Consider the following 13,287-nt stretch of genomic DNA (forward strand, 5'->3'; position numbering starts at 1 on the left):
AACCTTTTAGCGCAGATGGTACTACGCAAGTGGGAGAGTATGTCGCCGCCTTCTTTAAAATAAAAGTCTGATTCAAAACGAATCAGACTTTTTTGGTTTTTAATGGTGTGGCGCAGTTCGGCAAAGCCTCGGATCGCCGCCTTCTTTAAGAGAAATCCTCGAACTTTTCAGTTTGAGGATTTTTTGTTGTTGTAGAAAGTTGTCTTTTTTTTAACTTGTATTTTTAGTTTTGTGTTGTCTTTTAAGAATAAACCAGAACGGAAATTAAGCTATGTTTTTTGAAGTTTTGTGTAAGTTATCAAAAATATTGTAAAATGAATTTTAAAGGTAAAAAAGTCAGTTTTAACTTTGTAAATATTCCTTCTAAAAAGTATGAATATTGTAGAATGAGTTCATAATTGACGAAAAACTTTGTTCTTTTGGTAGGTTATTTTATCTTTGTAGCTTGGCGGATTTAACACGAAAAACAAATGTCAAACACATACGAAACAATTTTTGAAAACAACCGAAAATGGGTCGAGAAAAAAAAAGGTGAAAATGTCAATTTCTTCAAAGAATTGGCAAAAACACAAAATCCTGATTTTCTTTATATAGGCTGTTCCGATAGTCGTGTAACTGCCGAAGAGTTGATGGGGCTTGGTCCCGGAGAAGTTTTTGTGCATCGAAATATTGCCAATGTGGTTAATACGTTGGATATGAGTTCAACAGCGGTTATTCAGTATGCCGTTGAGCATTTGCAAGTTAAGCATATTATCGTTTGTGGGCATTACGGTTGCGGAGGTGTTAAATCGGCAATGCAACCCAAAGATTTAGGGCTATTGAATCCGTGGCTTAGAACTATTCGCGATGTGTATCGCCTGCACCAAAAGGAGTTGGACGCCATCACCGATATTGAGCAACGTTATCAGCGTTTGGTGGAAATCAATGTGTTAGAACAGTGTATTAATGTGGTGAAAATAGCCTGTGTACAAGAAAGTTATCTCGAAAGCAAATTTCCAACGGTACACGGTTGGGTTTTTGATTTAAAAACAGGAAAACTGATTGATTTAAACATCAACTTTGAAGAAATTTTAAATCAAGTGCAAAAAATTTATGACTTAACCGGAAACAAAAAACAACAATTTTAATCCAATAATTTAATGAGAAAAATAATCGTATTCTTGCTGATAAGTATTTGTTTGGGTGCCTGCCAAAACAACAGGCCTGAGACGGTTGCCGAACGTTTTGTAAAAGCGATGAACCAAAATCGGTTTCGAGAAGCACAGCGATATGTCGATGCCGAGAGTGCCCTGATTATTGATGAAATTATTGAGGTATTGAAATCCAACGGAGAAAAACTTTCACATAACAAAAAGGTTGATTTTTCACTTCAACGTATTGAAGAAACTGATGAAAATAGCGTGTTGGTTTATTATACTATCAAGGAGGGCGGTGAGGAAAACCATTTGCACTTAAAACGAGAAGGTGACGACTGGAAAGTTTCGTTGGAATTTATGCAAGAGGGCGATCCGCATCAGCATTGCAGTCATTAACTTTTTTGTAAACGTTTGTTAATGAAGTGAAAACGGCATCGTCGGTGAAGTTTTGAGCGTGTTGATAGCCTTTTTCAATCATTAGGTTTCGTTTTTGAGTGTCGGAGGTGATTTCTTCGATGGCTTTTTTTATCTCGGCTTGGGCATTTTCAAGGTCGATGTATGCCGAATGTGTTCCGCCAGCTTCGGGAAAACAACTTCCTGAGGAGGTAATCACCGGAATTTTTGAAAATAATGCCTCAATAATGGGAATGCCAAATCCTTCAAAGACAGATGGATAACAAAAAACCGTAGCCGATTGGTACACCACCGCCAATTCTTCCATCGTGATGCCTTTTAGCACAAAAAGGCGGTCAAGCATCCGGTTTTCACGGCAAAATTGTTCGATTTTATTAAAATAACCCGTTTTTTTTCCGACCAGCACCAAGGCAATGTCCAAATCTTTAATGGCTTTGGCAATTTCCAACGCATTTTTGCGGGGTTCAATGGCGCCGACATTTAGCACGAAACGCTCCGGAAGCCCGTATTTTTGCTGAATTGCCCGTTTCTGTTCTTCTGAATAAGTTTGTTTAAAGGCTTGATGACAGCCTTGGTATACCACCGAAATTTTGTCAGGCGAAATGCCCAGAAAATCAACAATATCCCGTTTGGTTTGCTCGCTAATGGCGATGATGTGATGCGATTTTAAGGCGGCATACTGAAATTTCAAAAAATGGATTTTCCGGTCGAAAAAGGAATACCACTGCGGATAACGCACAAAAATCAGGTCGTGTATGGTAACGATGGTGCGGGTGGTTTGGTGAATTCCTAACGGAATTTCGCCCGAAAGCCCGTGATAAAGGTCTATTTTTTCTCGTTTGGCGATGTTTTTGATGCAGAAAGTACGCCAAAGGCTTTTGAGTTTCTTCCAAAAAACGGATTGCGGACTGATTACGTTCGTTTGTTTGGTGATACAAATACGCGTGTCTTTTTTAGGTTTCGGATTGAAAAGCAACAAGTTAAAGGTACTTCGCTCTTGCAAAATACGAATTAAATCACGGCTGTAATTGCCCAATCCGCGATTGTTATGAAAGGCACGCTTGGCATCAAATCCTATTTTCATTGTTTGTGGCGAGATGCTGTTTTGGCTGTCAGAATCCCGTTGTGCAAAGATACTAAATAATTTTAATCCCGTTATTTTTTTGCAGGTTTAAAAAAAATGCGTACCTTTCGCAGCGATTTTTAAGGTTAAAATTCTTAGCTGCTGAATCTTATTTCTATCTTGATAAAGAAAAGGTTAGGTAGGCGTCTATAATAAAAAAAGATACAATGAAGAGAAGAGCGTTTTTCAAAACAGGCGCATTGGCAACTTTGGGCGGAATGTTGGTTTCTCCTTTTGAGGTGCGTGCCAATGAAGCAAAAGAAGAGTTTAAAGGCAAGAAAGCCAAAAATATTATTTATATGGTCAGTGACGGAATGAGTGCCGGTACGCTGGTGATGTCCGACCTGTATTCACGCCGTATTTTGGGTAAACCCACCAATTGGATTAATCTTTACGAGCAAAATTTGGCTACCAAGGCGTTTATGGATATGCAGTCACTCAGTTCGGTAGTAACTGACTCGGCAGCAGCAAGTTCGTCGTGGGGAGGCGGGCATCGTATTCCCAACGGAAAACTCAATGTAGGGGCAAATGGCGAAATGTATACGCCCATTTTGCAAAAATTTAAAAATGGGGGCAAAAAAGTAGGTTGTGTTACCACCGTGATGATAACCCACGCCACGCCCGCAGGTTTTTGTGTAAATAGCAAAAAAAGAAATGACCAATCGGAAATTGCCGAAAAATACTTGCAATTAAAGTTTGACGTGATGATGGGCGGAGGCGACAAATATTTCAATGCCGAACATCGGAAGGATAAAAAAGACCTCTACAAAAGTTTTACAAACAGCGGATTTACCGTAGCCCGCGATAAAAACCAAATGTTCAAAGCCCCGAAAAACAAACCGCTTTTGGGTGTTTTTGACAGCGAGGCATTGCCCTATACGTTGGATTATAAAAACGACGCCAATTTGAACAATCGCCCGACATTGGCTGAAATGACTGCTAAGGCTATTGAGCAAATGAAAGACCATAAAGAAGGTTTTGTATTGCAAGTGGAAGGCGGAAAAGTGGATTGGGCGGCACACGGCAATGATATCGGGGCGCTGCTTTTTGACCAGCTTGCTTTTGATGAAGCGGTGGGCGTGGCGCTTGAATTTGCAAAACAAGACAAAAATACGCTTGTAGTGGTAACAACCGACCACGGAAATGCCAATCCGGGGCTGATTTACGGCAAAGATTGCAACAAAAATTTTGACAACTTACAGCATTTCAAACACACAAACGATTGGGTTTTGCAAAATATCAAACCCGATAGTTCCGAGAAATTTATAAAAGAAATCATTGCCGAAAACTTCGGAAATATGACACTGACCGACACACAAGCAAAAGAAATACAATCTTACTATGCCAGTGCAGGCACCGAAGACGGGCTTTATAACTACAAACATTTGCCATACCGGTTGTTAGCCGAATTGCAAAAAGAACACACTTCGGTTGGGTGGATTAGTATGGATCATTCGTCTGATTATGTGGAACTTGCGATGTTTGGACCGGGAAGTGAAAACCTAAAACCCTTTATCCGAAATTATGAAATGCACAACTTTTTGCTTGCCGCCGCACAAATGGACACGAAATATTTCAACAAGTAAATACATTTTTCATTTTTTTGAACTTTATGAAAAAGCACGACAGCTAAAAGGTCGTGTTTTTTTATGATTTGCCCGAAATTTTTCAAGAAAAGAGCACCGTATCAAAAATAGTTGTATCTTTGGCAGGATAAAACAAAATGTAGCGCATAGCAGTTTGTTAAGAAAATAAATAAAAATATTAGTTTTTTTATCTTTAAGGAATAAAAAATAATGAAAAAACACAACGGACCGTCAGAAAATTATATAAAAATGATAAAAAAGAACAACAAACCATCAATTTTTTGGTTAGGACTATACGCAGGAGTAGCAACAGGAGTCATTATGGCACTTGTTTTCTTACTTAAAGCATAAAAAGCGTGGCAAAAAAATAAAGTAATAACGAATTAAGATACAATAGAACAACAAAAAGATAAAAAAGTAACGAATGAATAAACAAATTACGGATACTATCCTAATGATTCGTCCGGTTAGGTTTCGTATGAACGAAGAAACCGCCGTGAACAACTATTTTCAAGAACAGTTGGATTTAAAAAACGAAGAGATTAACAAAAAAGCCCAACAAGAATTCGATGAATTCGTACAAAAATTGCAAAATATCGGCGTGAACGTCATCGTAATCGATGATAAGTACGAACAAAATACACCTGACTCCGTCTTCCCGAACAATTGGATTAGCTTTCACCAAACCGGAAACGTCGCTTTATATCCGATGTTCGCCGAAAACCGCAGGAGGGAACGCCGCGAAGACGTGCTCGATCTGCTCGAAGAAAAGGGATTCGCCATCGAGAACGTTTACGACTACACCCAAGCCGAGGACGATAACGTTTTCCTTGAAGGAACAGGCTCAATGATTCTCGACCGCGTAAACCGAAAAGCCTACTGCGCCTTATCGCCCCGTGCCGACGAAGAATTATTTATCGAGTTCTGCGAAGACTTTGAGTACACGCCCGTTATCTTCAAGGCTTTTCAAAAAGTAGACCGTACCTCGAAGTTAATCTACCATACCAACGTGATGATGTCGGTGGGTGAAACGTTCGCCATCGTTTGTTTGGATTCCATCGAAGATAGTAAGGAAAAAAAGAACCTAACCACGCATTTAAAAGAAGATGGCAAAGAAATAATCACCATCACCGAAGCACAAATGCACCAATTTGCGGGCAATATGTTGCAGGTTCGCGGCAAAAACGGAGCTTATCTGGTGATGAGCGGTGCGGCGTATCGCAGTTTAACTCCCGACCAAATCAAAAAAATAGAAAAGCATTGCCAAATCATACATTCCGACTTGGAAACCATTGAGACGTGCGGCGGCGGAAGTGCCCGCTGTATGATGGCGGAAGTTTTCTTGCCCAAAACCCCTTAAAACCAACATAAAAAAGAGATAAACCTTTGTCAAAGTCCTCGGCTTTGATAAAGGTTTTAAGTATAATGCCAATCGCAAATAGCAAATCGCCCAAAAATAACTGCTAACCACTAAAAACTAATTGCTAATTGCTAAAAAAACATAGATATGAAATCAAAAAACAAAAGTACTTCCTCAAAAAGAAATCAAACTGCTGTATTAAGTGCAGAAACTACCGAAAAAAATATGCTCACCAAGCTGTTAGCAACCATTTTATTAATAGCATACGGATATGTTACGGTAGTAACGCCCAATTGGTTAGCGTTCGACTCCAATGCTCCGAAGTTTTACACCTTTGCCATACTAAACTTGGTGGTAACCGGTCTGTTTTTCTTCGTAAAAGACTTCCGAGAGAAGCAAAATGCCCTGTTCGGCTTCTTTACCAACAAAATAGGTATTGCGTATAGCGTGATGATTGTTTGTAGTTTGCTGTCATTCACCAAAGTTATTAATGTAGAAGAAGGTATTCTGCATTTCTTCAAGGTATTTACGGCATTTTCGGCTGCATGGATGGTTTCAGCCTTAGTTATTTACAATCCAAGAGCCGTAACTTCGCTGGCAGTGGCGATGACCTTGCTTTTATTTTACGATGCCTTAAAAACATTTGAAGGTATCAGCAGGTATATCAAAGGAATTGGCGTTGAAAATGACATAAAATCATCATATTCCAATAAAAATATACTCTCATCGGCAATGTTTATTAAAATTCCGTTCGCCATTTGGTTGTTTTACTTCAAAAGGGGAGCGTTAAAATACATTGGCGGAGCAGGAATCCTGTTGGGTACACTCTCCATCTTCTTTATGAGTACGCGCGCCTTTTATATCGGTACGTTCGTGATGCTTTTTACGCTGATTATCTACGGAATCGTGGATTATTTCTTCCTAAAAAGGAAAAAAATACTGCCAAGTGTGGGCTTACACGTCCTTTTTGTGGCGATAACCTTCGGGATTTTCGCATTCGTGCAAGGAAATGTCTATCCAAAACACCTGAGAGCCTCAACAAGCTTCGGAGCTCGGCTTGCAACCATTGATGATACGGATAATATCAGTAATAATCTTCGAAAAACGGCTTGGACTACGACGGTATTCGAGATGATTCCGAATGACCCCCTCTTGGGTGTGGGAATAGGAAACTGGAAGGTGCGATATTTGGAGCACGAAAACTCATATAGCCCACATTATATATATATGTACAAAGCGCATAACGATTTCTTGGAGGTTACTGCCGAATCAGGCGTCGTTGCCGGACTGGCATTCATCGGTATCTTTCTGTTAGTGGGTTATTATTTCCGAAAAGGAACCTATGTGCGTAAAAATGAAGAAGTAGAGGCGTTGATGTTCCTGCCACTGGTCGGTTTGTTTGCCTATTCGTTCGATGCGTTTTTTAATTTCCCGCAAGACCGCCCCGAAATACAGTCTTTATTTTCAATTTTCGTCGGAATAGGAGTGGCAATGGTTGTTTTATATCTCTCAAAGGAAGAAAAAACTATCGGAATGCTCCAAAAAGAAGAGGTAGTGCTTGAGAATCATTCGGTAATACAAGAAAAAGAATCCGAAGTGAGAAAAAAAGACTTGGGATTATCCAAAAAAGGACAAGAAATACGAAAAAAAGAATCCAAACTACATAATAATCCTTCGGAAATACACAAAAAAGATTCAGAAATACGAAATAATACATCGGTAGTAAAGAAAAATCCATCGTTACTACTTGGAATTATAGGAGTAGTAGCTGTTTCGGTTTGTGTAGCGAATGTTGTGGTGCAGAAAATGTACTTTGATTCTTCCAAAATACAGCGAATGGTTAAGGAAGAACAGCAAAATATTCGCAAAACAAAGTCCACGGCTGATTATTTGATGCAAAATTACCCGAAAGTGCCGAATTTAACCGCTGTAGCAGAGCCTGTTGATGTGGAAAAAGCCCGTTATCTGATTGATGAGAAGAAATTTGACAAGGCACGAGCCGTTTTATCATCAATAGCATATCATCCTTGGGACGGGAGACCCGAATATTTTATGGCAGTGTCTTATTTTATGCAAGAAGATAAAAATTATGACAGTATATATAAGTATGCGCATAAGGCAAGAAGCGTAAAGCCGAACTTTTTTGGAAATATAAACTTGGAAACCTTCGCGCTGAATAATTTAGGACGCGAAAAAGAATCCATAGCCCTTTGGAAAGATTTCTTAGGATTAAGTGCGGATAGTGTACCTACCGAAAAACCTAAAAAGTGGAAAGGAATTCTAAAAAACTCCTTCCACGTAGATGTCGATAAAGCTGGAAAAATTGCCAACCGCTCTGAAGCCCAAGCGTGGAATGCCTTAGCCTATTTGCAGGAAAAAAACGGACTTATCGACCAAGCCAAAATCACCCTCGACAGTGCTTTTGTCTATCTTCCTGATGACAAAACCATTATCGACAATCGATTAAAGATAACCTCGCGTGTCAATGCCGCTATGTATGGCAATGATTTCAATGAGGCAGTGCAGGTTTATCAACAAAAAGCATACGCCCAAGCTGTGGTACTCTTTACAAAGTTTCTGGAAAAAGTCCCCGCACACATCGAAGCGCTTCGTCTTAGAGGTATATCGTACTATTATACACAAGAACATCAAAAAGCGATAAATGATTTCCAACGAATGGAATCCTTAGGAATGCAACTCGATGCGGTAACGCTCAATTTTCGGGCGTCGTGCCATTATATGCTCGGTGACAAGGCTGCTGCCAAGCAGTTTTTTGAGAAATCGGCAGGGCAGGGCAACGCCGACGCACAGCGGAACTTGCAAAATTTAGCGTTTTAATGTGTCATCAACCGAAAATAATCGTTATTTTTGTCTTTTCATTTACAACATACAACGATGAACGCAGAAAATACATATAAGAAGCAATTACTTTCCGAGAAGGAAATGGATATTATTCTCAACCGCTTGGCTTGTCAACTGATTGAAAACCACGGAGATTTTACTGAAACGGTCATCATCGGTATTCAGCCGCGCGGCACGTTTTTAGCCCGCCGATTGGTGCGATTGCTGCAAGAAAAACACGGCATTGAAAACATTTCGCTGGGTTTGTTGGATATAACTTTCTTTCGTGATGATTTCCGCAGAGGCACTAAACCACTCGAAGCCAACACCACCGATATTAATTTCATTGTTGAGGATAAAAAAGTGGTTTTCGTGGACGATGTGCTGTACACCGGTCGGAGCATTCGTGCGGCACTCACGGCGATTCAGTCGTTTGGACGCCCATCGGAAATTGAGCTTTTAGTGTTGATTGACAGGCGTTTCAGCCGTAATTTGCCCATTCAACCCGATTACAAAGGGCGTCAGGTTGATGCTTTCAATCAAGAAAAAGTAATCGTGCATTGGAAAGAAAAAGATGCGGAAGATGCCGTGTATATCCGTGAAAATAAATAGAGAACTCAATAAATAATTTAACCACTTAAAGTAATAACAATGAGTGAATTAAGTGTAAATCACCTACTGGGAATTAAATACATTACCGAAAAAGACATACAACTTATCTTTGAAACGGCTGACCATTTTAAAGAAGTGATTAACAGACCGATAAAAAAAGTTCCGTCTTTGCGGGATATTACCATTGCCAATTTGTTTTTTGAGAACAGTACCCGAACCAAACTCTCTTTTGAGCTTGCCGAAAAACGACTTTCAGCCGATGTGATTAATTTTTCGGCATCGCAATCGTCTGTGGCTAAGGGCGAAACCTTAATAGACACGGTGAATAACATCTTGGCGATGAAGGTGGATATGGTGGTGATGCGTCACCCGAACCCCGGAGCAGGGGTGTTTTTGTCCAAGCACGTCAAAGCCTCTATCATCAACGCCGGCGACGGAGCTCACGAACACCCTACGCAGGCGTTGTTGGACTCGTATTCCATTCGGGAAAAACTGGGCGATGTGGCAGGGAAAAAAGTGGTGATTGTGGGCGATATTTTGCACTCGCGCGTGGCGCTTTCCAATATTTTTGCGCTGCAAAAGCAAGGTGCCGAAGTGAAGGTTTGCGGACCAAAAACACTCATTCCGAAATACATACACGAATTGGGCGTTGGCGTGGAAACCGATTTGCGTAAAGCCTTGTCGTGGTGCGATGTAGCCAATATGTTGCGAATCCAGAATGAACGCTTGGATATCAGTTATTTCCCTTCCACACGGGAATATGTTCAGCAATACGGCGTTACCAAAGAATTGTTAAACAGCCTTCCGAAAGAAATCGTGATTATGCACCCCGGTCCCATCAATCGCGGTGTGGAAATTACCAGTGAAGTAGCTGATAGTGAGCAATCTATCATTTTAGACCAAGTAGAAAACGGTGTCGCCGTTCGTATGGCGGTGATTTATCTGTTAGCTTCAAAAATAAGTCGTTAATTCGTATGTTTATAACAAAAAGCCCCACCATTTTGGCGGGGCTTTTTGTTGTTATTCAATGTCGTTGAATGTGTTTCCTTGACGAATGTCGCCCGTAGTATATCCTTTCATAAACCAGTGTTTCCGCTCTTCGGAAGTGCCGTGTGTGAATGAATCGGGCACTACGTGACCTTGCATACGCTTTTGAATGGCATCATCACCAACGGCGTGGGCGGCGCTCATCGCTTCTTCAATGTCGCCTTCTTCCAAATATTTCCGGTTGTGATGTGCCCAAACGCCGGCGTAAAAATCGGCTTGTAATTCTTGTGCCACCGAAAGTTTGTTGGCTTGTTTCTGGCTTTTGCCTTGTTGGGCTTGACGCACTTTTTTTGACGTTCCCAAAAGGGTTTGTACGTGATGCCCCACCTCGTGTGCCATTACGTAGGCGATGGCAAAATCACCGCCTTTGGCGCCAAATCGGGTGCGGAGTTCTTCAAAAAAAGCCATATCCATATAGATTTTATAATCTGCCGGACAGTAAAACGGTCCTACGGAAGCCGTAGCCTGCCCGCAAGCCGAATTTACCACATCGGTGAAAAGCACCAAGGTGGGTTTTTGGTATGCTCCCAGTCCGTTTTCGGCAAAAATTTTCTCCCAAATATCCTCGGTGTCAGCCAGTACGGTGGCGGCAAATTCGCCAATTTTTTTCTGCTCGGGGGTGAGTTCCACATTTTTTGTAACTTGCTGTGATTGTTGTGATTGGTTGAACTGTTCAAGCATTGGTGCAATATTTTGCCCGGTTTCGCCCCCGAAAAGTTGTAAGAGCACCACGATGATTCCTAAAACGCCCCCGCCGGCAATTACCTTTTTACCGGTGCTTACCGAGCCTCTGCGGTCTTCCACGTTTTTGCTTTGTCTTCTACCTTCCCATTTCATAGTATTTCTGTTTTTGTATTACTGATTTAAGATGTGATTTTTGGGCAAATGTAACAAACAAAAATCAATATTCCAGTCGAAAAAAATAAAATTTTTTAAGATTTTTTTTTGATTCTGTTTTTTTTGCATTATTTTTACCAACTGAATTACAACATTGAGTTTTTTGTAATGAATTTAGTCAGGCTTTACATAAAAAGAATTTCATACAGTCAATCACAAAACAATGATGCTTTTGTGTTGATTTTACACGATTTGGAAACCGATTTGAAGTTGCCCATCATCATTGGGGCTTTCGAGGCACACGCAATTGCCCTTGAATTGGAAAAAGATTTGGTCCCGCCCCGCCCTTTGACGCACGATTTATTTAAAAGTTTGGGGGATTCTTTCGGGATAAAAGTAACCAGAGTGGTTATTCACCGGCTTTCCGAAGGTGTTTTTCATTCCAATATGGTGTGTGAACAAAACGGTGGCGAGGAGCATATCATTGATGCACGCACCAGCGATGCCATTGCCATTGCCTTACGATTTAACGCACCGATTTTTACCTACCGCCATATTTTGCAACGTGCCGGTATTCACCTCCCCAATCCTGCCGAGATGTCAAAACCTACCGTCAGCCCAAGGCTTGACTATGCCGAAGAACCCGTGGTGGAGAAAAGTCGCTTATCAAAACATTCATTGTCAGAGCTTAAAGAACTGTTGGAAGATTGTGTGGCTAACGAAGATTACGAGTTGGCGGCTCAAATTAGAGACGAGATAACAAAACGAGAAAATTTATAGAATTATTCAAATGGCATTAAAATTAATAAATGTGCTTTTTTGGCTTCCGTTGGTTTCATTGGCGCAAACCACACCGGAAGTTGCAACGCAAACTACTGCGCAACTTATTACAAGTCAAGGTTTTTCATTTGAAAGTCTCAGTAGGGGCGTTTTAGGAATGGCAGTGCTGTTGCTCATTGCTTATATTTTTAGCAGCAACCGAAAAGGAATCAACTGGAAAACGGTGGGCATTGGGCTCGGTATGCAATTATTGCTGGCTTTCGGTGTTTTAAAAATAGGTTTTGTGCAAACGATTTTTGAGAAAATAGGAGGCGTTTTTGTGCTTATTTTAGATTTTACCCGAGCGGGAAGCGAATTTATTTTAGGCGGACTTTTAGATACATCGACTTACGGATTTATTTTTATTTTCCAGATTTTGCCTACCATTATTTTCTTTTCGGCACTGACATCGTTGTTGTTTTACTTGGGTGTTATTCAGGTGGTTGTCAAAGGAATGGCGTGGGTGCTTTCCAAGTTTTTAGGTATTTCGGGGGCTGAAAGTCTTTCCGTGGCGGGAAATATCTTTTTAGGACAAACCGAAGCTCCGTTGATGATTAAAGCCTATTTGGAAAAGATGAATAAGTCTGAAATTCTGTTGGTTATGATTGGCGGAATGGCAACGGTGGCAGGAGGCGTGCTGGCAGCATACATTGGTTTTTTGGGTGGAGACGACCCTGCAATGCGCTTGTTGTTTGCCAAGCATTTGTTGGCTGCTTCGGTAATGGCTGCGCCCGGTGCTATCGTGATTTCAAAAATATTGTATCCGCAGACCGAAAGCTTTTCAAACGAATCAAAGGTTTCTACCGAAAACGTAGGCTCAAATATTTTAGATGCCATTGCCAACGGAACCACCGAAGGACTGAAACTCGCTGCCAACGTGGGGGCGATGCTCTTGGTGTTTGTGGCTTTCATCGCAATGATTAATCATTTCTTTACGTGGATTGGCGAGATAACGGATGTGAATAATTTTATTGCAAACAACACGCCCTACCAAAGTCTGTCGCTTGAAATGATTCTGGGTATGATTTTCTCGCCTTTAATGTGGTTGGTGGGTGTTGCCAAAGAAGATATGATGCTAATGGGGCAGCTTTTGGGTGTGAAATTGGCATCGTCAGAGTTTGTGGCTTATACGCAATTGGCAAGTTTGAAAGACCTTGCCGGCGCATCGCACCTAACGTATGAAAAATCGGTTATCATTGCTACGTATATGCTTTGTGGTTTTGCAAACTTTGCTTCTATCGGCATACAAATCGGAGGGATAGGCTCGTTGGCGCCCGGTCAGCGCAAAACCCTTTCCGAATTTGGAATGAAAGCTGTGCTGGGAGGGTCGTTAGCATCGCTTTTATCGGCAACCATAGCCGGAATGATTATCGGCTAATGTACGTTTTGTGTCTTTTTTTTGTTTGGGAAATGTTGTTTTTATGTTAAAATATGTCGAATTATTTGGTTTTTTCAGGAAAAGCACTACATTTGCCCTTACTAACTACTTGAATTGAAAAGCAAAGCATAAAA

The 13,287-nt window shown here is 40.9% G+C and carries 12 protein-coding genes; 10 read left to right on the forward strand and 2 right to left on the reverse strand.

Annotated features, from left to right (window positions below):
- The first annotated feature begins 470 nt into the window (after window positions 1-470).
- The gene (locus tag Q4D72_RS11260) at window positions 471-1,127 is read left to right on the forward strand and encodes a carbonic anhydrase (RefSeq protein ID WP_303077958.1); all 657 of its coding nucleotides are present in this window, start codon (window positions 471-473) and stop codon (window positions 1,125-1,127) included.
- A gap of 12 nt (window positions 1,128-1,139) precedes the next feature.
- A complete protein-coding gene (locus Q4D72_RS11265) occupies window positions 1,140-1,532 on the forward strand; it encodes a DUF4878 domain-containing protein (RefSeq protein WP_303077960.1) in 393 nt (130 codons plus the stop codon).
- On the opposite strand, the gene Q4D72_RS11270 is transcribed toward Q4D72_RS11265, so the two are convergent.
- Window positions 1,492-2,634 (reverse strand): glycosyltransferase family 1 protein, encoded by a 1,143-nt coding sequence (locus Q4D72_RS11270; RefSeq protein ID WP_303077961.1) that lies wholly within the window; start codon window positions 2,632-2,634, stop codon window positions 1,492-1,494. The two genes, Q4D72_RS11265 and Q4D72_RS11270, sit on opposite strands and share 41 nt — an antisense overlap.
- 206 nt (window positions 2,635-2,840) lie before the next feature.
- On the opposite strand from Q4D72_RS11270, the gene Q4D72_RS11275 reads away from it, so the two are divergent.
- From Q4D72_RS11275 to Q4D72_RS11300, 6 genes are all read left to right on the forward strand, one after another.
- Window positions 2,841-4,259: an alkaline phosphatase gene (locus Q4D72_RS11275; protein WP_303077962.1), complete on the forward strand. Its 1,419-nt coding sequence runs from the start codon at window positions 2,841-2,843 to the stop codon at window positions 4,257-4,259.
- Between the two features lie 210 nt (window positions 4,260-4,469).
- Entirely contained in the window at window positions 4,470-4,610 is a 141-nt protein-coding gene (locus Q4D72_RS11280) for a hypothetical protein (protein ID WP_303077963.1), read from the forward strand.
- 73 nt (window positions 4,611-4,683) lie between these two features.
- Window positions 4,684-5,619: a citrulline utilization hydrolase CtlX gene (ctlX, locus tag Q4D72_RS11285; RefSeq protein ID WP_303077964.1), complete on the forward strand. Its 936-nt coding sequence runs from the start codon at window positions 4,684-4,686 to the stop codon at window positions 5,617-5,619.
- Window positions 5,620-5,766: 147 nt separating this feature from the next.
- Window positions 5,767-8,457, forward strand: coding sequence for an O-antigen ligase family protein (locus Q4D72_RS11290; RefSeq protein WP_303077965.1), 2,691 nt, complete (start codon window positions 5,767-5,769; stop codon window positions 8,455-8,457).
- Between the two features lie 57 nt (window positions 8,458-8,514).
- Entirely contained in the window at window positions 8,515-9,072 is a 558-nt protein-coding gene (pyrR, locus tag Q4D72_RS11295) for a bifunctional pyr operon transcriptional regulator/uracil phosphoribosyltransferase PyrR (RefSeq protein ID WP_303077966.1), read from the forward strand.
- Window positions 9,073-9,111: 39 nt separating this feature from the next.
- On the forward strand, window positions 9,112-10,041 hold the full coding sequence (locus Q4D72_RS11300) for an aspartate carbamoyltransferase catalytic subunit (protein ID WP_303077967.1): 930 nt from the start codon (window positions 9,112-9,114) through the stop codon (window positions 10,039-10,041).
- Window positions 10,042-10,092: 51 nt separating this feature from the next.
- Here the strand turns inward: Q4D72_RS11300 and Q4D72_RS11305 are convergent, their stop codons facing one another.
- Window positions 10,093-10,956: a neutral zinc metallopeptidase gene (locus Q4D72_RS11305; protein WP_303077968.1), complete on the reverse strand. Its 864-nt coding sequence runs from the start codon at window positions 10,954-10,956 to the stop codon at window positions 10,093-10,095.
- A gap of 168 nt (window positions 10,957-11,124) precedes the next feature.
- Here Q4D72_RS11305 and Q4D72_RS11310 point away from each other — a divergent pair, with 168 nt between their 5' ends.
- Together Q4D72_RS11310 and Q4D72_RS11315 are read left to right on the forward strand one after the other, a co-directional pair.
- Window positions 11,125-11,736 carry a bifunctional nuclease family protein gene (locus Q4D72_RS11310; protein ID WP_303077970.1) on the forward strand — a complete coding sequence of 204 codons (612 nt, stop codon included), beginning with the start codon at window positions 11,125-11,127 and terminating at the stop codon, window positions 11,734-11,736.
- Window positions 11,737-11,740: 4 nt separating this feature from the next.
- Window positions 11,741-13,153 (forward strand): NupC/NupG family nucleoside CNT transporter, encoded by a 1,413-nt coding sequence (locus Q4D72_RS11315; protein ID WP_303077971.1) that lies wholly within the window; start codon window positions 11,741-11,743, stop codon window positions 13,151-13,153.
- Window positions 13,154-13,287: the final 134 nt, after the last annotated feature.

This window comes from Capnocytophaga sp., from assembly GCF_030532915.1.
GTDB lineage: Bacteria > Bacteroidota > Bacteroidia > Flavobacteriales > Flavobacteriaceae > Capnocytophaga.

What these genes read in the sequence shown, in the direction of transcription:
- Q4D72_RS11260 (WP_303077958.1), top strand. Translation starts at nt 471, where the DNA reads ATGTCAAACACATACGAAACAATTTTTGAAAACAACCGAAAATGGGTC.
- Q4D72_RS11265 (WP_303077960.1), top strand. Translation starts at nt 1,140, where the DNA reads ATGAGAAAAATAATCGTATTCTTGCTGATAAGTATTTGTTTGGGTGCC.
- Q4D72_RS11270 (WP_303077961.1), bottom strand. Translation starts at nt 2,634, where the DNA reads ATGAAAATAGGATTTGATGCCAAGCGTGCCTTTCATAACAATCGCGGA.
- Q4D72_RS11275 (WP_303077962.1), top strand. Translation starts at nt 2,841, where the DNA reads ATGAAGAGAAGAGCGTTTTTCAAAACAGGCGCATTGGCAACTTTGGGC.
- Q4D72_RS11280 (WP_303077963.1), top strand. Translation starts at nt 4,470, where the DNA reads ATGAAAAAACACAACGGACCGTCAGAAAATTATATAAAAATGATAAAA.
- ctlX (WP_303077964.1), top strand. Translation starts at nt 4,684, where the DNA reads ATGAATAAACAAATTACGGATACTATCCTAATGATTCGTCCGGTTAGG.
- Q4D72_RS11290 (WP_303077965.1), top strand. Translation starts at nt 5,767, where the DNA reads ATGAAATCAAAAAACAAAAGTACTTCCTCAAAAAGAAATCAAACTGCT.
- pyrR (WP_303077966.1), top strand. Translation starts at nt 8,515, where the DNA reads ATGAACGCAGAAAATACATATAAGAAGCAATTACTTTCCGAGAAGGAA.
- Q4D72_RS11300 (WP_303077967.1), top strand. Translation starts at nt 9,112, where the DNA reads ATGAGTGAATTAAGTGTAAATCACCTACTGGGAATTAAATACATTACC.
- Q4D72_RS11305 (WP_303077968.1), bottom strand. Translation starts at nt 10,956, where the DNA reads ATGAAATGGGAAGGTAGAAGACAAAGCAAAAACGTGGAAGACCGCAGA.
- Q4D72_RS11310 (WP_303077970.1), top strand. Translation starts at nt 11,125, where the DNA reads ATGAATTTAGTCAGGCTTTACATAAAAAGAATTTCATACAGTCAATCA.